Source organism: Streptomyces sp. NPDC004610 (genome assembly GCF_040609715.1).
In the GTDB taxonomy this organism is placed as follows: domain Bacteria; phylum Actinomycetota; class Actinomycetes; order Streptomycetales; family Streptomycetaceae; genus Streptomyces.
Genome location: NZ_JBEXLA010000002.1, coordinates 249641 through 269613, shown reverse-complemented (window position 1 = coordinate 269613; position 19973 = coordinate 249641). Strand labels below are relative to the sequence as shown.

The 19973-nt window shown below is 75.2% G+C and carries 14 protein-coding genes; 8 read left to right on the top strand and 6 right to left on the bottom strand.

Annotated elements, in window-relative coordinates:
- The first annotated feature begins 294 nt into the window (after positions 1–294).
- From ABZX40_RS03250 to ABZX40_RS03230, 5 genes are all read left to right on the top strand, one after another.
- A complete protein-coding gene (locus ABZX40_RS03250; RefSeq protein ID WP_355731446.1) occupies positions 295–1035 on the top strand; it encodes an XRE family transcriptional regulator in 741 nt (246 codons plus the stop codon).
- A 169-nt stretch (positions 1036–1204) separates the two neighbouring features.
- Positions 1205–1702 carry a MarR family transcriptional regulator gene (locus tag ABZX40_RS03245; RefSeq protein WP_355731448.1) on the top strand — a complete coding sequence of 166 codons (498 nt, stop codon included), beginning with the start codon at positions 1205–1207 and terminating at the stop codon, positions 1700–1702.
- Positions 1699–3144: an MFS transporter gene (locus tag ABZX40_RS03240; RefSeq protein ID WP_355731450.1), complete on the top strand. Its 1446-nt coding sequence runs from the start codon at positions 1699–1701 to the stop codon at positions 3142–3144. The genes ABZX40_RS03245 and ABZX40_RS03240 overlap by 4 nt, the downstream gene beginning before the upstream one ends.
- Positions 3145–3237: 93 nt before the next feature.
- Positions 3238–3786 (top strand): 2'-5' RNA ligase family protein, encoded by a 549-nt coding sequence (locus ABZX40_RS03235; protein ID WP_355731452.1) that lies wholly within the window; start codon positions 3238–3240, stop codon positions 3784–3786.
- A gap of 163 nt (positions 3787–3949) precedes the next feature.
- Positions 3950–5056 (top strand): hypothetical protein, encoded by a 1107-nt coding sequence (locus tag ABZX40_RS03230; protein ID WP_355731454.1) that lies wholly within the window; start codon positions 3950–3952, stop codon positions 5054–5056.
- Positions 5057–5120: 64 nt separating this feature from the next.
- On the opposite strand, the gene ABZX40_RS03225 is transcribed toward ABZX40_RS03230, so the two are convergent.
- Positions 5121–5516 (bottom strand): RidA family protein, encoded by a 396-nt coding sequence (locus tag ABZX40_RS03225; RefSeq protein WP_355731518.1) that lies wholly within the window; start codon positions 5514–5516, stop codon positions 5121–5123.
- A gap of 231 nt (positions 5517–5747) precedes the next feature.
- Between ABZX40_RS03225 and ABZX40_RS03220 the strand changes: the two genes are divergently transcribed.
- A complete protein-coding gene (locus ABZX40_RS03220) occupies positions 5748–6728 on the top strand; it encodes a WYL domain-containing protein (RefSeq protein ID WP_355731456.1) in 981 nt (326 codons plus the stop codon).
- Between the two features lie 19 nt (positions 6729–6747).
- On the opposite strand, the gene ABZX40_RS03215 is transcribed toward ABZX40_RS03220, so the two are convergent.
- Positions 6748–7407, bottom strand: a complete 660-nt coding sequence (locus tag ABZX40_RS03215) for an SDR family NAD(P)-dependent oxidoreductase (RefSeq protein WP_355731458.1) — start codon at positions 7405–7407, stop codon at positions 6748–6750.
- A 274-nt stretch (positions 7408–7681) separates the two neighbouring features.
- Here ABZX40_RS03215 and ABZX40_RS03210 point away from each other — a divergent pair, with 274 nt between their 5' ends.
- Complete coding sequence (locus ABZX40_RS03210; RefSeq protein ID WP_355731460.1) at positions 7682–8620, top strand: UTP--glucose-1-phosphate uridylyltransferase; 939 nt, start codon at positions 7682–7684, stop codon at positions 8618–8620.
- Between the two features lie 119 nt (positions 8621–8739).
- Entirely contained in the window at positions 8740–9576 is an 837-nt protein-coding gene (locus ABZX40_RS03205; RefSeq protein WP_355731462.1) for a hypothetical protein, read from the top strand.
- Positions 9577–9595: 19 nt separating this feature from the next.
- Here the strand turns inward: ABZX40_RS03205 and ABZX40_RS03200 are convergent, their stop codons facing one another.
- From ABZX40_RS03200 to ABZX40_RS03185, 4 genes are all read right to left on the bottom strand, one after another.
- Positions 9596–14266, bottom strand: coding sequence for an AAA family ATPase (locus ABZX40_RS03200; protein WP_355731463.1), 4671 nt, complete (start codon positions 14264–14266; stop codon positions 9596–9598).
- On the bottom strand, positions 14263–17238 hold the full coding sequence (locus tag ABZX40_RS03195) for an SAV_2336 N-terminal domain-related protein (RefSeq protein ID WP_355731465.1): 2976 nt from the start codon (positions 17236–17238) through the stop codon (positions 14263–14265). The genes ABZX40_RS03200 and ABZX40_RS03195 overlap by 4 nt, the downstream gene beginning before the upstream one ends.
- Positions 17239–17246: 8 nt before the next feature.
- Entirely contained in the window at positions 17247–18257 is a 1011-nt protein-coding gene (locus ABZX40_RS03190; RefSeq protein WP_355731467.1) for a MoxR family ATPase, read from the bottom strand.
- Positions 18258–18354: 97 nt separating this feature from the next.
- Positions 18355–19836, bottom strand: a complete 1482-nt coding sequence (locus ABZX40_RS03185) for a hypothetical protein (protein WP_355731469.1) — start codon at positions 19834–19836, stop codon at positions 18355–18357.
- Positions 19837–19973: the final 137 nt, after the last annotated feature.

The following is a 19973-nucleotide window of genomic DNA, read 5'->3' as shown; positions in this document are numbered from 1 at the left end:
GGTCTGGCATTGACTGTCACGGCGAGGACCTCCACAGAACTGCGGGGCGAGGGCGTCGGAAGCGACGCGGTGTGCGTCATAGTGGACGCACTGTGCAGGATTATTGTCAAGGGTTGGACTTCTCTCTCTTGAAAAGACCCATTTCAGGGCCGCCAATGGGAGGGAAGGGGGAATTTCGCCCTCGATCTCTCCCGGCATCTGTTCACTATCCTGTGCACGGCTGTACAGTCCTGTGCAGTCCGCTACCGTTGTCCCGTGCGTGGACCCGACCCGTCCCACCGACCAGGAGGCGCGATGAAGACCGAGGGGGGCAGCCTCGAACTCGGGGTGAGGCTCAGAAAGGTCCGCGCCGAACGCGGCCTGTCCCTGCGCGAGTTGGGCAAGCTCGCCGGCTGCTCCGCCAGCCTCATCTCCCAGGTCGAACGCGGCCAGACGGCCCCGTCCGCCGGGGTGATCTACGGCCTGGCCAACGCGCTGGACATCCCCCTGGAGTACCTCTTCGGCACCGGCGGCGCCGACGACGTCCCCGAGGCGGGCGGCGGTGCGCGCGCCCGCGCGGTCAGCGGGGCCCGGGACACGAACGGGATCCGGGGCGCGGACCGGATCCGGGGCGCGGACGGGACCCGGGAGGCGAACGGGACCCGGGAGGCCAATGGCCACCCCGCCCCCTCCGGCCCCGCCCTGGCGCCCGCCCCCGGCACCATCGTCCAGCGCGCCGCCGACCGCCGCACCATCGACCTCGCCAGCGGTGTCCGCTGGGAGCGGCTCACCCCGCAGCAGGACGCCCGGGTGGACTTCCTGGAGGTCGTCTACGCCCCCTACGGCCGCTCCACCGACAGCCGCGCGCCCATCCGCCACGAGGGCCGCGAGTACCAGCTCGTCCTCACCGGCACCCTCCACGCCGACATCGGCTTCGAGACCTATGTCCTGGATGCGGGCGACTCCCTCGCCTTCGACTCGGCGACGCCCCACCAGTACCGGAACATGACCGACGGCGAGGTACGGGTGGTGTCGGTGGTGGTGCACGCGGAGTGAGGGTGGGGCGGGGTGGAGGCGGGGGCGGGGTCGGGGGGCTCGGCCGGGGAGGGTGGCCGGAGAGGGGGGCCGGGCAGGGCTGCCGGGGAGAGGGACCGGGAAGGGGAGGCCGACAGGGCCCGCCCGATAATCGCGAGCGTCATTGTATGAGCGCTGTTACGTTGGCGCGGTGACAGTGACACCGCATCCCGACCCCACCGCGCAGCCCGACCCCTGGCACTCCCTCCATGAACTCCTCGCCGCCCTCGACGCCGAGATCGAGCGGGTCTACCTCGACCGCGGCATCACCGGTGTACGGCCGAGGTTCGCGTACCCGCTGATCCGGCTGGCGCACACCGGCCCGCTGACCATTCGCGACCTCGCCGCCTCCCTGGACCGCTCGCACTCCGCGGTCAGCCAGACCGTCGCCGCCATGCGCAAGGAAGACCTCGTCACCTCCGAACCCGGCCCCGACGCCCGCACCCGGCGGATCGACCTCACCGAGCGCGGCCGGGCCCTGGTTCCCTTCCTGGAGGCCGAGTGGCGGGCCACCCACGCCTCGCTCACCGAACTCGACGCCGAGGTCCCCCACCCCCTGACCGGGGTGGTCGCGGAACTGCGGCGGGCCCTGGCGGAACGCCCCATGCGCGAGCGCATCCTCGACCACCTGGTCGAGCCGCCGCGATGAAGGCACGCGTCCGCTTCCTCGACACCCGCCCCCTGCGCACCAGCCGCGCCTTCCGCGACCTGTGGATCGGCAGCTCCGCCGCCGGAACCGGCGCCCAGATAGCCAACGTGGCGGTCCTCGCCCAGGTCTGGGAACTCACCGGCAGCCCCATCGGCACCGGTGCCATCGGACTCGCCACCGGCCTGCCCATGCTGCTCTTCGGACTCGTCGGCGGCACCCTCGCCGACACCCTCGACCGGCGCACGGTCGTCCGGGTCACCACCGTCGCCCAGTTCGTGGCCGCCGCCGCCCTCTGCGCCCAGGCCCTCGCCGGCAACCGCAGTGTGCTCCTGCTGCTCGCCCTGGTCGCCGCCGGATCCGCCGCCGCCGCGCTCGGCGCCCCGGCCCGCCGCACCTTCCCGGTCCGGCTGCTCCCCACCGACCAGGTCGCGGCCGGGCTCGCCCTGACCAATGTCTCCTTCCAGGCGTCGATGCTGGCCGGACCCGCGCTGGCCGGTCTGATCATCGCCCGCTGGGACCTCCCGGCGGCCTACGCCGTCCAGGCCGCGGCCGTCGCGGTCTCGATGCTCACGGTGATCCGCCTCCCCGCCATGCAGCCGGAGGGGACGGTGACGAAGGGCGACGGCCGCCGGTCACGGCCGGAACGCGGCGGCTGGAGCGTCATCCTGCGCCGCCCCACCCTGTGGGGTTCCCTGACCACCGACCTCGCCGCGACGCTGCTGGCCATGCCCGTCGCCCTCTTCCCGCTGGTCAACGAGGCCCGCTTCGACGGCAACCCGCAGACCCTCGGACTGTTCCTGTCGGCCGTCGCCGTCGGCGGCATCACGGCCGGGCTGCTCTCCGGCTCGGTGACCCGCTGGCGCCGGGGCGGCCTCGTCCAGCTGACCGCGGCGTCCGTCTGGGGCCTGGCTCTGGCCGGGTTCGGCCTCGCCGGGCCGCTGTGGCTGACCCTCGGCTGTCTCGCCGTGGCCGGTGCCGCCGACACCGTGTCCGTGGTCACCCGCAACGCCCTGGTCCAGATGGAGACACCCGACGCCTACCGGGGCCGGGTCTCCGCGGTGGAACATGTCATCGGCGTCGCGGGCCCCGAACTGGGCAACTTCCGCGGCGGCCTGGTCGCCTCCGCCACCTCCGCGTCCTTCTCCCTGGTCACCGGCGGCCTCTCCGCCGTTCTGGCCATAGCGGCGGTGGCCGCGGCCAACGGTCCCCTCCGGGCCTACCGCACTCCACCACCGTCCGCTGATCCGACGGCCACCGGACCAGTACCGTCCGAAGCGACGCCGACTGGTCCGACGCCGACTGGTCCGGCGCCCGCCGAACAGGCCCCCACCCATCCGACCCCCACCGATCCGACGCCCGCCGAACAGACGCCCACCGATCCGGCGACCGATCCGGCCCCCACCCCCGAGCGGCCGGAGCAGGCGAAGGCGGCGGGTCACTAGGGTGCCGACGCCCACCCCACCCCGGCATCACTTCCGGACATTCCCCCCGACCGCGCCCGCCGCACCCCCACCCCCCTGGCAGCATCCACTGACATGACCGCCTACCACGACCGGGCGACCGGCTTCCACCCCGGCCAGACCGCGCTCGTCGTCCATGTCCCCGAGGCCGAGCCCGCCGTCCGGTCCTGGAGGGCGCGGTACGACCCGGCCGCCCGAGCCGGAGTCCCCGCACATGTCACCGTCCTCTTCCCGTTCCTCGACGAGAGCCGCCTGGACGAACCGACCGTCGAGGCCCTCGCCGGGATCTTCGGAGCCCGCCCCGCGTTCGACGCGCGCTTCGAGGGCTGCGCCCGCTTCCCGGGCGTCCTCTATCTGGCGCCGGACCCGGCCGCCCCCTTCCGCAGGCTCACCGAGGACATCGTCGCCCGCTGGCCCGAAACCCCTCCCTACGGCGGAAAGTTCGCCGGGATCGTGCCGCATCTGACCGTCGCCGACGGCCACGAGGACCACGTCCTGGACGAGATCGAGGCCGGGCTGTCCGGTGAACTCCCCGTGGCGTCCCGGATCGGGTCGGTGGATCTGGTGGCGTACGACGGGACCGCGTGGCGGCGGCGACGGACCTTCGCGCTGGGCAGGCCCTGACCTCGCGGGGAGCCGCCCCCGACGGCTCCCACCCCGCCCGGACACCGTCTCTCCCCCCTGCCCTTAGGATCACTGGGCCGAAGCACCGGAGGCCCGACGTACAGTGCCCGGTGCCCTCGGCGTTGTGCCGCGAGGAACCGTTGCATCAGGGGAGGGGCCCAGCGTGGGCAAGGGCGGGGAGTCCATACCGGACGAGGAGTGGGAACGCTTTGCGCGGGACGCCGGGGGTGACGGCCAGGGCGTGCCCGAGGAGCCGTCGGCGCGGGCCCGGATGGTGACACGGCGTCTCCAGGAGGAGGGCGGCCGGCCGGAGCCATGGCGCGGTCACCAGCCGCCCCGCCGCCGAGGCGGCAAGGGCCGGTACGTGGTCGGACTGCTGGCCCTGGCCGCCGTACTGGTCGTGGCCCTGGACCCCGGACGGGTCACCGGCTGGTTCGGGGGTGAGAACCAGGGCGCCGACGGCCCGAGCGCCCCGCTCGCCGCCGAGTCGGAGCGCCCGGACGCGCCGCCGCCGACCGACCCGGCGGTCCAGGGGCCCACCGTGGAGGAGCCGTTCAGGGGCTCGCCCGCGGTGGAGTGGGCGGACGGCGCGGCCGGGATCGCTCTGCCCGAGGCGCGGGCCACCGGCTGGATGGACAAGGCGGAGGTCGCCCGGACGCTGGAGCTGACCCGTGACTTCCTCGTCGAGTCCAGCCTGGACAGCGGAGTCCTGAAGGGGGACCGGCCGAAGCAGGCCATCGAGCTGATGAACCCCCATCAGCAGGACGTCCAGGACTATCTGACGGCCGCGTTCCGCACCCCCAGCAAGGAGAACGACCCCCTGCTGCTGTTCAGCAGGTTCGAGGAATCCGAGTTCCGGCTGGTCGGCGATGTCATCAAGACCCGCGGACGCCTCACCTACGAGGAGGGCGACCGCGAGTCGGTCGAGGTGACCGCCGATGTCACCTATGTCTACCCGGTGGCCCGCGCCGACGGCAGCGATGAAGTCACCCGCACCATCGTGCGCCGCGAGACCGTGCTGAGCTGGGACGACCCGGTGAAGATCGTCACCGAGCCCGGCACCTTCACCCTGCTCTCCTACATGGTGGACACCACCAACGGCGGCTGCGGCACCTTCACCGGCTACCTCACCCCCCGGTTCGACTCCGAACTCGCCGGGTCATCCGAGGGCGACGGCCCGGTGACCGACCCGTACGACCGGAGCGACTCGATGGACTCACGGATGTCGGAGCCCGGCGACGCCGCGTGCGGGACCGCCACCCGGAACTGACCGGACGACGGGCTACGGCGGTGCCGGTGCCGTAGCCCGTCTGTCAGCTGCCCCCGGGGGCACTTCACTCGACGGCCGTTCCTTCCAGTTCCACCAACTGGCCGGGGACCGCCAGCCTGCTCACCCCGAGCATCGTGGTGGTCGGCGCCACCCCGGCCGCGCCCAGCCGTGACGCCAGCACGCCGTAGTGCCGGAGGAGGAGATCGACGTCGGTGGTGTAGACGGTGAGCCGGACCAGGTTCGTCAGTGACATACCGGCGTCGGCGAGCACGGCCGTCACATTGTCCAGGCTCAGTGCCAGCTGGGCCGCCATGTCACCGTCGTGCTGGGGCTCGCCGTCACCGTTCATCGCGGTCTGGCCGGAGAGGTACAGGGTGCGGGTCTGTCCGGAGACGACCTCCCCCTGAGGGAATCCCAGCTCCATGGACCACTTCACCGGGTTGACCGGCGTTCGCTGCAATGCCACTTCCGCTCCATTCTGATGGGTCCCACTGGGCGTTCCCCCGGGCGTTCCCGGGGCGTTCCGTTGGGCGCTCCCCGGGGTCTTCCCCTGGGTGACCTGTCGGTCCGGGGGGCGGGGCGCTCGATGGCCGTCGCCCGTCCCTTCGGACCTCGTGCGGAGAGCCTCTCAGCGAAACCGTGACATCCTGTGTCAGGTATTCGGGGGAGGGCGTCGGGGGAGGGACTTCGTATGCGTGCCGACCGTCTGGTCTCGCTGGTGCTGCTGCTGCGGCAGCGCGGACGGCTCTCCGCGACCGCGCTCGCCCGCGAACTGGAGGTGTCCACCCGGACCGTGCTGCGGGACATCGAGGCACTGTCCGCGGCCGGGGTCCCGGTCTACGCCGAGCGCGGGCGCAACGGCGGCTTCGCGCTGCTGCCCGGCTTCCAGACCGAGCTGACCGGACTCAACCACGACGAGGCACTCGCCCTGCTGGTCGCCGGATCACGCCGTGGCGCCCAGGTGTTCGGCCTCGGCTCGGCGCTCGCCTCCGCCATGCTCAAGGTGGTCGACGCCCTGCCCGAAGGACATCGGGACACCGCGGCCGGCGCGGCCCGGCGCCTGCTCATCGACCCGGAGACCGATCTCCTCGCCCGTCGCGTGCCCGTCGAGGAACTGCCCGACAGCGTGGCGGCCGAGGTCCGGCGCGCGGTGTTCGCCGGGCACAAGCTGCGGATCCACTACGCGTCCGCCGCCGACCGGACCCCCCGGTGGCGCACCGTGGATCCGATCGGCCTGGTCACCGTGCGCGGCCAGGGCTATCTGCTGGCCACCCGGTCCGGCGCGGACCGCACCTACCGGCTGGACCGGGTCCGGGCCGCCGAGGAACTCACCGAACCGGCGCAGCGCCCCGACCGGGTCGATCTGGACCTGGCCTGGCGCGAGCGCAGCACCCGCTTCCGGGCCGGCGGTGACCAGGTCGCCGCGGTGGTCCGGGTGAGACCGCGGCGGCGCGCGGAACTGGTGGGCACGGCGCTGGCCGTCCACGGCGAGGAGAGCGCCGAGGACGGCGACTGGCTGTGCCTGGAGGTGGCCTTCCAGGACGCCCGGCACGCCGAATGGGCGCTGTGGCAGCTGACGACGGACGCGGAGGCCCTCTCCCCGCCGTGGCTGCGCGCCGCGCTGCGCGACCGCGCCGCCGCGCTGGCCACCCGCTACGGGAAGTCACCCTGAGGGCCGGGTCCGACAGGGCTCAGGAGTACAGCAGTTCCGCCTCCCAGGTGTCGCGCGGCCGGTGGTGCAGATCGAGGTAGGCCGCGGCCAGGGTGCCGGAGGAGAAGCGGGGGTCGCCGCCGTCGATGTACCCCGCGATGGTGACGGTGGTGACCTGGACGTCCGTGCCCTCCTGCTGCCGGTGCAGGGCCTGCACATAGGCCCGCAGCGCCGCCTTGCCCACCGACAGCGAGGTGCGCTCCGGCGACGGGTGCAGTGCGTAGGCGCCGCCGGTGAACAGCAGACTCCCACGGCCCTCCGGCAGCAGCGGCAGCACGGTCCGGGCCGCGACCACGGCGCCGGTGACATTCACCGCGAGGGTGCGGGCGAAGTCCTCGGGGCCGAGTGAGGTGGGGGTGTCAGGAGCCAGTACGGCCGCGTTGTAGACCAGCAGCTCCGGCGCCCCCAGTTCGTCCGTGGCCCGGACGAGCGCGTCCCGCAGGCCCTCGTGGTCGGCGGCGTCCACGGGGTGGACGCCCGCGGTGTGCCCCTCGGCGACCAGGGCGTCCGCGTAGCCGCGCAGACGCCCGGCGTTCCGGCCGAACAGCGCCACCGGGTGGCCGTCCCCGGCGAAGACGCGGGCGAGGGCCAGACCGAGCCCGGGACCCACTCCGACGATGAGCGCGGTTCCTTTGCCCATGACTCTTCCTTCCGTTGTTCGATGCGATGCGATGGGCCGCTGCGATGCGATGTGATGCGCCGCTGCGGTGTGATGTGATGCGATGCGCCGCTGCGATGTGATGCGATGTCATGCGGTTGCTGCGACCGTGCCCCACCCCTGCCCGCGCGCCGTCCCGCCTCCCTCCCCGGAAGAACCCGACCCGAGGGCCGCACCAGCCGTCCACCATGCCTTGGTAGCGTCGGCATGTGCCGGACCGGCCGGACCGGCGCGCCGATCGACCGAGAGAGACCTGATGCCCCCGACGATCCGCAGGGCCGTGATTCCCGCCGCCGGACTCGGCTCCCGTCTGCTGCCCCTGACCAAGGCGATTCCCAAGGAGATGCTCCCGGTCGGCGACAAGCCGGTCATCGAGCACACCGTGCGGGAACTGGTGGACTCCGGGATCACCGACATCACCATCGTCGTGTCCGGCGGCAAGGGGCTGATCCAGGACCACTTCCGGCCCAACCCCGGTCTGGTCGGCCAACTGCGCGCCGACGGCAAGACGGCCTACGCCGACGCCGTGGCGGAGGTCGCCGAACTCGCCCGGCGCGGCCATGTCACCTACCTCGACCAGCGCGGCCCCTACGGCAACGGCACGCCTGTCCTCAACGCCGCCCGCAGCTTCGGCGACGAACCCGTCCTGGTGCTGTGGCCCGACGACGTCTTCGTCGCCGAGGTACCGCGCGCCCAGCAGCTCATCCGCGCCTATGAGCAGACCGGCTGCCCGGTGCTGGCCCTGCTGCCCATGAACCGCGACGAGTCGCAGCGCTACGGCGTGCCCAAGGTCAAGGAGGACCTGGGCGGCGGCCAACTGCGCATCACCGGCCTGGTGGAGAAGCCCAAGCCCGCCGACGCGCCCTCGGAGTACGCCGCGATCGGCGGCTATGTCATCACCCCGGGCATCGTGGAGGAACTGCGCGAGCAGACCCGCCGCTGGTACGAGGCCCAGGAGAAGGGCCTGCCGGTGGGCGAGGTCTATCTGACCGACGCGATCAACGCCTACGCCGCCGACCGCGCGGTCTACGGCCAGGTCATCCGGGGCACCTGGTACGACACCGGCAACCCGGCCGACTACCTGGTGGCCCAGATGGCCCACGCCCTGGCCCATCCCGAGTACGGCCGCGTCCTGCGCGACCTGGTCCAGCGGATCGACGGCGGGACCGCCGACACCCCCGCCCCCACCACCTGACCCCCACCACCTGACCCCCTCCCCGCTCACGGGCCGCCGCCCGCACCCCCCGGCGGCCCGTGAGGCCCTACCCTGTCGTGCACGGGGTCGGCAACTGGGGTTCACCGGGGGGTCTTTCGATGATCGTGGGCATCCATGGCATCCGCTGCTACCGCTATCTCACCAAGGCCGGTGATGTCCCGGGCGCGGCGCGGGCGCTGGCCGCCGAGTGGGGGGCCGCGCTGGGGGACGGCTACGACGGGGTGCCGTACGAGGACGGCGGGCTGGCGACCGCGTACTACGCCCATCTGCTGCACCTCGGGACGGCGCAGGGGGCCGGCGACGAGGACCCCGAACTCCTCGGCACGACCGGGCAGCGGATGCTCGCCGACTGGGCGACCGCCCTCGGCGCACCGGACGAGGTCCTGATGGGGCGGGCCGGGCTGCCGGTGCGGCAGATCGCCGAGTGGATCGCCACCTGGCACGGCGCCCTGGCCCGCCGCGCGGTGGTCCTGTTCTGCCGGGAGGCCGACACCTATCTCAACGACCCCGGCTCCGAGCGACGCGCCCAGGTCCGCGACGCCCTGAGCCAGGTCCTGGAGGAGCGCCGCCCGCGCGTCCTGCTGGCCCATTCGCTGGGCAGCGTCGTCGCCTACGAGACCCTCTGGCACCGGCCCGTCGCACTGGACACCCTCATCACCCTCGGCTCCCCCCTCGGCCTGCCCGGCGCCATCCGCGACCGGCTGTCCCTGGGCCCCGGCAACGAGGACCGCGTCGGACAGCGCCCTCCCGGGGTCCGGCGCTGGGTGAACATCTGCGACATCGGGGACGTCGTCGCCATCCCGCGCGATCTGCCCGCCGTCTTCCCCGGCATCGACCTCCACCACGAGGTGAGCCTCGGCCCGGTCGCCACCCACAAGGCGACCCGCTATCTGGCCGTGCCCGAGGTCGCCGCCGAACTCGCCCGCCTGCGCTGACCAGCCGGCGGCGCACGGCTCAGGAGGCGCGGCGCAGCACCACGATCTCCCACTCGCAGCCCAGGACCAGCCGGTCACCGCAGACCAGCAGCGACTGCACCGCGCCCGGCACACCCACCCCCGAGACCGTCTCCGTCCCCGCCCGCTCCCACACCCGGACCGCCCCGTCGTCCGCCGCGACGATCAGCGGATCCTCCGCGTCCCCGCCGCACGCCAGCGCGTTCACCCCGCCCACCACCGGCAGCGACGCCCCGTGCTGCCGCCCCCGCCCCGCCCCCGCCAGCTCCCACAGCCGCACCGAGCCGTCCTGACCCCCCGTCACGGCGACCGGGACGCCGTCCCGTTCGGCGTACGACAGCGCGGTGGCCCAGCCCTGGTGGGCGACGACCGGCGGCATCATCGGCAGCCCCGTCGACAGGTCCCACAGCCGCAGCGTCCCGTCGTCGCCGCACGACAGCACCGCCGCGCGCCCGTCGACCGTCGCACAGGCCAGCGCGTTGACCCCGCCGACATGCCCCGCCAGCGGCAGCCCCCGGCGGCGGCCGGTGTCCACGTCCCACAGGTGCAGCAGCCCGTCCGTGCCTCCCGACACCAGCACCGGACGGCCGTCCAGCTCCGTCGCTGCCAGCGCCTGCACCGGAGCGCCCGCGGGGTCGAACGCCGGTCCGTACGCGGTCCCCTCGCGCAGATCCCAGGCGCGCGGCCGTCCGTCACCGCCCGCCGTCACCACCAGCGGGCGGCGCCGCACCGTGACCAGGGCCAGGGCGTGCAGCGCGGCGGGCCGGGCCCCGGCCGCGCCGGTCACCGCGGTCGCCACCGGCGGCCCGTACGGTGTGCCTTCCTCCAGGTCCCAGCGGTGCAGCAGACCGTCCGCCCCCGCCGACACCAGCACCTCCCGGCCGTCCAGCGCGGCCCGGGTCAGCGCCGTGACCCAGGAGGTGTGGCCGGGCGCGGGCGCGCCGCGCGGACGGTCCGGCGGCACATGCCACACCCGCAGCGCCGGGTCCAGGCCCGCCGACACCAGCACGGGCGGCTGCGACGGCGGACGGGCCAGCGCCGTCACCGCGCCCATGTGCCTCGTCAGGCGCCCCTGTTCGGTGCCCTCCGCGGGATCCCAGATACGGATCGTGCCGTCGCCGCTCCCGCTCAGCAGCCGTAGCGCGGGCCCCGCCGCCCCGGGCGCGTCGACCTGCGCGAGCGCGTACACCGGCCCGCCGGGCGCGACCGCCGACGCCGCCAGCAACGTACGCGACACCGCGTCCCAGACCCGTACGCGGCCGTCCTCGCCGCCGGTCACCACGCACGGGCGGCCGTCGGTGACGGCGAGGGCCAGGGCCGTGACGCGGCACGGGTGCTGGAGGTCGGAGCCGTCGTCGTCGCCGAGCGGCGCGCACAGCCGGACCGTGCTCTCGTCGTCGGCCACCGCCACCAGCGGCCCGCCCGCGCCCGACAGACACGCCACGGCCGTGGACCGCCCCACCCCGGAGCGGAGTTCCTCGGCGGGCAGTCCGCCCTCCAGGTCCCACAGCATCAGCCGGCCGTCGGCGTGCGCCGTGACCGCCATCCGCCGCCCCACCACCTCCACACAGCCCAGCGCCCGCACCTCACGCGCACCCCCGAACAGCGCCTCCCCGCCCTGCCACGGCTCCAGACCGGGCAGCGCCCGCACCTGCGGCACCCCGTCCGCCGCCACCACGATCACCACCCGCTGCCCGGCGAGTTCCGTACAGGCCAGCGCCCTGATCTCGCCCCGCCCGGGGTCGGCGGCCCCGCGCACCCGCCCGTGCAGCGCGTCCCACACCCGCAGCCGCCCCCCTCGGGTACCGGTCACCACGTCCGCCACCCCGGTCTCGGGGGTCGCCAGCACCGTGACCCGGTCCTCGGGCAGCGGCAGCGTGAAGGCGTGCGCCGCGCTGATCAGGCTCGCCGTCGCCCACTGCGGCGGCCACCCCATCGGGTTGCCCTGTCCGGGCTCCGGCCGGGCCAGCCGGTCGGCGAGGGTGCGGGCGCCCTGCCGTACCGCGTCGATGGCCAGGATGTGCCGGCGGCCCTCGTCGGAGACGGCGCGGTGCACATGCGCGCTGGTGCGGTACACGGTCGCCGCGCTGCGCGCCGACTCCGAGACCGCGTGCCCCAGTTCCGGGTCCAGCCGGTCGGGATCGGCGTGCACCAGGAACCCCGGGTCGGCGCACAGGGCGTCGAACGCGTCCGCGTCCACCGCGTGCTGGGCGAGATGCCGGCGCAGATAGTCGTCCAGCCCCGCCCACCGCAGGACCCGCCGGGCGTCGGCGGCGTCGCGCAGGGTGTCCAGCAGCGCGGCGTACACCGCCTGCCCGGCTGTCGCCCCGGGCGCCGCACCTGGGCCGGGGACGGCCTGGCCGCGCAGCTCGTCGGCGATGCTCTGGTGCAGCAGCCGGTACAGGGCGGTGCCGCGGGCGTCCGGCACGGTCCGCAGAAATGCCCGGAGTTCGCCGAGCAGACGGGCGACCTCGGCGGTACGGGTGTTCTCGTCGGCGGTGGTGGGGGTGGCGTCCTCAGCGGCCGGAGTACCGAAGGCGTGGGTGACGGCGGCGACCAGCCCGACCGGCAGCCCGTCGCCCTGCGCGAAGGCCAGCGCCGTCAGCACCGGGCGCAGCAGATGGTGGGCGTGGTCCCCGGCGAACTGGAGCTCCAGCAGCCCCGGCAGATCCCGCGGCACCCTCTCACCCAGCTCCCGCGCCGCCCCGGACTCCTCCAACGCGGGGCGTACGGCGTCCTGGAGGGCGTACGAGGTGTAGAGCGCGGCGATGAGATGCGGACCGGTCGCGGCGGGGCGGCCGGGGTCCGCGAGGGCGTGGGCGGTGGCGGCGGCGAACTCTCGTGCGGGGAGGTCTTCTTCCGGGGGTTCCTGCGGTTCCGAGGCGTCCGGGGGTGCCGGGGGTGCTGGGGTTTCCTGCGGCTCCGGAGCGTCCGGGGGTGCCGGGTGGGGCTGTGGTCCGTCCGTCGCCTGGGAGTGGGTCGACCCGACCGGCCTGGGCCGGGTCTCCGTCCCCGCCCCCTCCTCCGCTCCCACCCCCACCCCCAACAACCGCAGCACATAGTCCCGCAGGTCCGTTTCCAGGGCCTCCGTGCCCACCGCGTCCAGGTCGACCAGGTCACCGTCGGTCCTCGCCCCGGCGATCAGCTCCACGCACGGTTCCTCGTCGCGGGCGGCCAGCAGGACCCGGCACAGGGGCTGCCCGTCGGGACGGTCCAGCGTGGTGAGCGGGTGGAACAGGTCCCTCAGCAGCTCCACCGGGTCCCGGGCCTCGTCGAGCGCGTCGGCGATCAGCACCGGAGGGGGCCCCGTGCGGCGGCTCAGCGCCTCGATCAGGCGGCGCGGATCGGTCTCGGGGCCCTGGGCCGTCCCGGTCCACTCGGGGCCGTGCGCGCCGAGCCGCCGGACCAGGGACCGCACCACCTCCGCCAGCGTCCGCTGCCGGGCGTGGACCGGCAGCGGCACCACCATCACCGGTACCTCCCGGCCCAGCGGCTCCCACAACGCCCGCGTCGGTGCGCGCAGTTCGGGATGGGCGGCGCACAGCAGCACCCCCAGCAGCGCGGACTTGCCCGCGCCGGGGCTGCCGGTGACGACCAGCAGCCGCCGGGCACCGGCGGTACCGTCCGCGAGCCACTCCGCCAGCCGTGCGACCTCGGCCGCCCGCCCGGTGAACAGGCCCGGCCGCGCGGCCCCGTCGGCGCGCCCGGCGGGGAACGCCGCCCCGCCCTGGGCATGGCGGCGGAAGTGGTCCGCGTCCGCCACCTCGTCCAGGGACGGCGGCGCGGCCCCCACCGGGGGCGCGGCGGGCAGCGCCGCCGTCCCGGCCGCCCGATAGCCCGGGTTGGGCAGGAACGGCAGCTCGGGGCCGAGGCCGTCGAGTGCGGTGACGGTGATGTTCTGGGGCCGTCCCCGGCGGGCCTCGACCTGTTTGCGCAGCTGGTTGCGTACCTCGTCGGCGAACCAGAGGAAGGGGACGTACCGGCTGCCGGGGTCGTACTGGAGCCGTTGTTCGGCGAGCGCGGTGAGGACCTCGGCCACGGCCTCGCTGAAGCGGCCGTCGATGGCCGCCTCGTGCTCGGCGGACGCGGCCATCACCCAGGCGCGGTGGGATCCGTCGAGGAGGCGGCGCAGCTGCCACTCCAGCCGTGCGGCGGCACCCGAGTGGCACAGGTCCAGGAGGAAGAGGACCAGGGGGCGGCCGGGATAGTCCTCCACCTCGGACAGCCAGCCCGCGATGGAGGTCCGCGCGCTGTGGACGCTGTCCGCGCCGAGGACGTAGAGGCCGGTGGGTCTGAGGACACCGTGGCTGACCACATGGACGATCAGGACCTCGCCGGGGCCGCCGCCCGACAGACGGCTGTGCACCAGGTCCCCGAGCCGCCCGGCGGACGGCCCGCCGTCGGCTTCGTCGGTCTCGTCGGCCCCGTCGTCTTCGTCGTCTGCGTCGTCTTCGTTCCGTGCCCCGGACACCAGCCGCTCGCAGCGGTAGCCGAAGCAGGGCAGTTCCAGGGCCGCGGTGACGGCGGCGACCCGCTCGGCCGCGAACCCCAGCGGGTCCGGGCCCTCGTCGTCGTCCCCGAACTCGGTGCCCGCCGCGAAGGAGGTCACCCCCACGCTCAGCGCCCGGCGCACCACCCCGTCCCCGGGTCCCTGAGCGGACGGGCCGGTCATGACCCCTGCGGTCTCTCGTCCCGTGCCGCCTCGTCTCGCGCGGCCTCGTCCCCTGCCGCCGCCTCCCCTGCCGCCTCGTCCTCCCGTGCCGTCTCGTTCAGCAGTCCGGCGAGTTCGGCGGTGCCGGGGCCGTCCTGGCCGGTGCGGGAGCGCAGCCGGTCCAGGGCCAGGGCGCCCCAGGCCGCCGCCCCCGCGCCGTCGCCGCAGGCGGCCAGCAGCCGCACCTGGTCGCGGACCGCCTCCCGCACGGCCGGGTCGTCGTCACCGAGCGCGCCCATCGGGTCCAGATGGCGGGTCAGGGCCGCCAGACCGTCCCCCGGGCCGGGGAAGCCGTCGCCGGGTACGGGCGCCCGCTCCGCCGCGTGCCAGGCGACGAACGCGGCACGGGCGAGCCGCCCGGCGACGGCGGTCCGCGCCGGGTCAGTCCGCTCCCGGCGCACCCGCCCCACCACGGCCGGCACGAACACCGTCCCGTCCACGACGGTCACCAGCGCGGCACCGGCCAGCGCGTCCAGGGCCGTACCGCAGGTCTCCGGGAGCGCCCGCGCCAGGAACTGCGCCGGTACCGGACCGTGCGCCAGCACCGCGCACAGGTCCAGCAGTTCCGCCGCCGCCGGGCAGCCCCCCACCGCCCGGTCCTGGGCGAGCGCGCACATCTCGGCCACCGGATCGTCCAGCGGCGCCGCGGGCGTGGCCCCCCACCCGGGGTCCGCGCCGAGCGCGCCGAGCAGTTCCTCCGGCGTCCGCCCGGCCAGCACCCCGGCCGCCATGGCGAGGGCCAGCGGTACGTCGTCCAGCCGGGCGGCGATCCGCAGCGCCGCCGGAGCCGTGAGGTCCGGCACCCGGTCGCGCAGGAAGCGGATGGCGGTGGCCCGCTTGAACGGGGGGACGTGGTGCGGCAGATGGTCCGGGGGCCAGGCCCCGCCGTTGTCGGCGGCGGTCAGCAGCAGCGTCCCGGGGCCGGGGGGCAGGTCCGGGGGGAGGCCGTCGCCGGGCCGGGCGCCGTCGACGACCAGCAGCCAGGTCACGGAGTCCCGCCCCTCGGCGGCGCGCAGCAGGGCGGGCAGTTCGGGCCCGGTGACGGGCCGCCCGGCCGGTATCCACGCCACCTGGTCGTAGGCGTGGCCGTACAGCGCCACATAGCGGGCGGCGGCGGTGGTGGCGCCGCCGCCCTCACGGGCCGTCAGCACCTGGGGGGTGCCGAACGCGCCCGCGTGGACCTCCGCGAGCAGGGTGGCGTCCTGGTCCGCCGACCCGGCCGCCGGGGGCACGGTTCCCGACACGGCGGGCGCCGCCGCCGGTTCGGGCCGCTGGTGCGCCGGGCCCGGCGGCCCGTCCGGCACCTGGTCGTCCGCCGGTGCCTCCAGACGCCGGGCGAGCGCCTCGTACTCCGCGCTGAGATGCCGCAGGGTCTGGGCGGTGACGGTGGCGAAGGGGCGGTCCCGGCGGGCCGCGGCGACGGCGTCCGGGTCGCCGCGCAGCAGGGCGGTGAAGTCGGCGGCGGGGCGGCCGGAACGCCGGTCCTCGTCGACGAGCCAGTCCGACACCTGCTGCATCGTCGCCAGGATCTGGGTGCGCCGCGCCGACTGGAGCAGGATCTCGCGCACCCCGGGCCGGAACTCGAAGAGCACGGCCCGCGCGCCGGGCCCGCTCCCGGCGTCGTCGGCCCGGGTGACCAGGCCCCGGAAGAGGACCTCGGTGAGCACCCAGGGCGGCGAGTCGCCGAGCACCGCCGCCTGCACCAGCCGCATCACCGGCAGGCTCAGCGGCACCGCCGCGAGATGCGCCGCCAGCCGCTGCGCCGCCGGGCTGGCACTCCCACGGAACGCGCGGACCAGTTCCTCCGGCGTCTCACCCCCGGGACCCGCCGTCCGGGGGCCGGGCACCTCCGCGGGGTCCGCCGACTCCGGGACCAGGGTGGCCACGGTGTCCCACACCGTCGTCTCCCCGCTCACCAGCGCCGCCCACGGCCCCAGCCAGCGCGGATCCAGCTCCAGCACCGGTACGGCCATGGTGCGCGGCGCGGGCCGGTGACCGCCGAGCGGCGTGACCGCGAGCCGCGCGTTGGCGGTGCCGGGCGTCTGCGAACCGAGACGTACGTCCTGGACGCTGAGCGCGCTCTGCCCCCACATCCGGCGCGGCAGCAACTGGACCAGGGCGACCGGTCCCGCCTGCCCCCAGGTGCGCAGCAGCCGCCCCAGCGTGCCGTCCGCCCAGGACGGGCTGACACAGTCGGAGGCGACCAGGACGACCCGCCGCCCGGTGGTGTCGAGGATCTCCAGCGGGCTGCGGTCGGCGCGGCCGTCGTCCTGCCCGGCGGTGGGCGGGCGCAGCACGACGCCCCGGGCGGGGATCTCCTCGGTCGGCAGCAGCCAGTGCTGCACCGACCGGAACGCCCCGACACTGCCGAGCACCGACAGGAACTCCCGCACGGTGTCCCGCCACACCATCATCGACACCGAGTCGTCCACCACCAGCACCAGATCGAGCCAGCGGCTCGGCGCCGGGCGCAGCACGGGGGACCACTGCGCGGTGTCGACGATGCGTTCCACCGTGGCCTCCTCGTCCACTTCCAGAGCGGCCACGCCCCCGGACGGGGCCCAGCGGGTGAGCGGTCGCAGCGCGCGGGCGAGCGCTCCGTGCCCCGGCAGCGCGGCGGGCGCCCGCACCCGCAGCGGCGTGCCCGGTCCGCCGGTGGGCGGGCCGGTGTCGTGGCCGGGCGGCGGCAGGTACAGGGCGGCCACCCCGGGCGCCGGGCCGGTGGCGGTTAGGGACCGCGGGGGCTGTGTGCCGGGGCCTGCCGGAGCCGTCGTCGCCGGGGCGCCGTCCCGCACCGCCGGGGCCGGGCCCGCGTCCGCGACCGGGCCGGTCAGGGCGGACGGGCCCACCATCTCCGCCAGCCACAGCGCGTCCGCGACCTGCTCGGGCTCGGGGGCGCCGGCCGCCCCGAGCAGCCGCAGCAGCTCGGCCACGTCCCCCCTCATGTGCCCGGCCCGAGGGGCCTGAGCAGCAGCCGTACCAATTCCTCGCGTCCTTCCGGGGTGCCGTTGCCGGTGGCGAGATAGATGGCGTTGAGGAGTTGGTCGGTGGAGACCAGGCCCTCGGCCCGGTTGCGCAGAAAGATCTCGATGATCTCCCGGCCGCGCTCGGCGCCGTCCCGGCCGAGATGGGCCTCGACGATACGGGCGAGCTTGTCCATGTCCGGTTCGGGCAGCCGCAGACTCACACAGCGGCGCAGGAACGCGGCCGGGAACTCGCGTTCGCCGTTGCTGGTGAGGATGACCAGCGGAAAGACCGTGCACTGCACCCGCCCCTCGGTGATGGGGGCCGTGCGGCCGTCGGAGGTGAGGACATCGATGGTGGGCTCCCTGGTCAGCCGGACCAGTTCGGGGATCTCGAAATCCCCGTCCTCGAAGACATGGAGCAGGTCGTTGGGCAGGTCCAGGTCGCTCTTGTCCACCTCGTCGATGAGCAGCACCCGGGGCCGCTGGGCCGGGAGCAGCGCGGTGCCGAGCGGGCCGAGCCGCAGATACGACCCGATGTCCGAGCGCTCCTCACCGGGCGGGGGCGGCGCGCCGTCCCGGCGGGCGCTGAGGGCGGCGGCCCGGCGGCTCGCCTCCTGGAGCCGCCCGATGGCGTCGTAGATGTACAGCCCGTCCTTGAGGGTGGAGCGGCTGGTGATGGCCCACCGCAGCACCGGGCCGAGCCCCAGCTCATGGGCCACCTGATGGGCCAGGGTGGACTTCCCCGTGCCGGGGCGGCCGGTGACCAGCAGCGGACGGCGCAGCAGCAGCGCCGCGTTGACCGCGTCGACGGTCCCCGGGTCCGACTGGTAGACGGCGGCCCGGTACCGGTACCGGTCGTCCTCGACGGAACCGGATCCGGGGCCCGTGCCCTGGCGGGACATGGCCCGCCAGGGCGGCGGGGCGGGCAGCCGGTCGATGCCGTCGTGGCGGTGCCCGTGGCCTTGGTAGATGTGCCAGTCACTCATGTCGTCCAGCCCTTCCGGCCCGCCGTCCGGCCGTACCGCCTGTCTGCGGCGCGATGTCCGCGCCGGTGTCCGTGTCCGTCGTGCGGGGCCCGCGTCCCTACGGCCACCGCAGTGCGCCCCCCGCTCCGACGGTACGGGTCGGATCGTCCCAGAGAAGTGCGAGCCGCCGCCCCCATTCGCCCTCCCCCGACTCCAGGGTCTGCGCCCGCAACGACCGCAGCCGCTCCGGCAGTTGCTCGAAGGTGCCCCCGTGCATCAGCTGCCACGCGGTCCGCCGCACCGTACCGGGCGACGGGGCGGGCCCGTACCGCTCCTCGCCCGCGCGGTCCCACAGCACGACCGGCACACCCGCGTCCAGGAGCGCGTCGAGGGCATCGGCGGTGGAGACGGCGGGGGAGGGGGAGCGGCGGGGACCGCCGCCGGGCGGGTCGACGACCACCGCGCAGAGGGTGTCCCCGGCGGCCCGCAGCGCGTGGCGGCGCTCCTCGCCGGACCCCGGGTCCAGCCACAGGACGTCCCGTTCCGCGAGCGCGGTCCGCCGGGCGAGCGCCTCCCACCGCCGGGCCCAGCGCCGGTGCTCGGGCGCCTCCCCGGCCCGCTCCAGATTGCGTACGACGACCGGGCAGCGCAGACCGAGCGGGGCGGCGTGCCGGGCCGCCGGGTCCCCGGCGCCGGTCACCCACTGGTCCACGGGCAGATCCAGCAGCGCCCGCGGCAGCACGAACTCGACCCGCTGCGGCGGACGCCCGCCCGCGTAGTCCCGGACGACGTCCAGGAATCCGTCCATCAGGGGCGGGATCTGGTCCAGGGTGCGGGGCTCGTCCTCCTGGGCCAGGGTGAGGAGGCCGTCCGTGCCGTACTCCAGCCAGGCCGACACCAGGAAGGAGCCGCCGCGGGGGAGATAGGGCTGGAGGCTCAGCACGAGGAGCACCTTGCCGTCGGTGGGGTCGGCGGGCCGGAGTTCGGGGCGGGGCGGGGTGTACCGCACGCCCAGCCGGTCGGCGAGCCGGACCGTCCACCCGGTCACCTCGTGGCGCAGCCGGTCCGGGGCCGTACGGCTCTCGGCGAGGGCCATGGTGAAGCGCAGCACCCGGGGGAACTCACCGGCGCGGACCGGCAGATCCTCCAGCACGGCCAGGGCCTCCGCCGGATCCTCGGGGGGCGGCCCCGCCGCCGGGCCCGCCACCTCCAGATAGGCGGCCAGCCACGGCCGTCCGGCCGGTTCCCGGCGCAGGAGCCAGAGCAAGTGCTCCCGTTCCTCCTCGTGCAGCACCGACCCGGCCCAGCTCCGGGTGAGCAGCGCGGCCAGCTGCCGGAAGCGCTCCAGCTGGGGGCCCGGACCATGGAACTCCGCCAGCACCCCGGCCAGCGCGTCCAGCCCGCCGGGCACCCGCAGACAGGCCCGGACGATCTCGACGGCCTCGTGCCGCGTCGACGGGTACCGGGGCATGCGGACCTGGATGCCGGGGTCCAGCTCGCCGATGAGGACCTCGCGGGTGGGCGGGTCGCGGAAGGCGTCCATACCGGCCAGCAGTTCGGTGAGCTGGTCGAGCGCCTCCCGCGCGTCCGGTTCCCGCATCAGCGGCGCGGGCCGCGGGCCGGGGTCGTGCCGACAGCCGCCATGCCACGCCTCCGGAAGATCGGGTCGCCTGCTCAGGGACCAGGCCAATTGTAAGGAGGGAGGTCAACTGGGGGGCGTGTTCGCGGGATTCACTG

What these genes read in the sequence shown, in the direction of transcription:
- ABZX40_RS03250 (WP_355731446.1), top strand. Translation starts at nt 295, where the DNA reads ATGAAGACCGAGGGGGGCAGCCTCGAACTCGGGGTGAGGCTCAGAAAG.
- ABZX40_RS03240 (WP_355731450.1), top strand. Translation starts at nt 1,699, where the DNA reads ATGAAGGCACGCGTCCGCTTCCTCGACACCCGCCCCCTGCGCACCAGC.
- ABZX40_RS03235 (WP_355731452.1), top strand. Translation starts at nt 3,238, where the DNA reads ATGACCGCCTACCACGACCGGGCGACCGGCTTCCACCCCGGCCAGACC.
- ABZX40_RS03220 (WP_355731456.1), top strand. Translation starts at nt 5,748, where the DNA reads ATGCGTGCCGACCGTCTGGTCTCGCTGGTGCTGCTGCTGCGGCAGCGC.
- ABZX40_RS03215 (WP_355731458.1), bottom strand. Translation starts at nt 7,407, where the DNA reads ATGGGCAAAGGAACCGCGCTCATCGTCGGAGTGGGTCCCGGGCTCGGT.
- ABZX40_RS03210 (WP_355731460.1), top strand. Translation starts at nt 7,682, where the DNA reads ATGCCCCCGACGATCCGCAGGGCCGTGATTCCCGCCGCCGGACTCGGC.
- ABZX40_RS03205 (WP_355731462.1), top strand. Translation starts at nt 8,740, where the DNA reads ATGATCGTGGGCATCCATGGCATCCGCTGCTACCGCTATCTCACCAAG.
- ABZX40_RS03200 (WP_355731463.1), bottom strand. Translation starts at nt 14,266, where the DNA reads ATGACCGGCCCGTCCGCTCAGGGACCCGGGGACGGGGTGGTGCGCCGG.
- ABZX40_RS03190 (WP_355731467.1), bottom strand. Translation starts at nt 18,257, where the DNA reads ATGAGTGACTGGCACATCTACCAAGGCCACGGGCACCGCCACGACGGC.
- ABZX40_RS03185 (WP_355731469.1), bottom strand. Translation starts at nt 19,836, where the DNA reads ATGCGGGAACCGGACGCGCGGGAGGCGCTCGACCAGCTCACCGAACTG.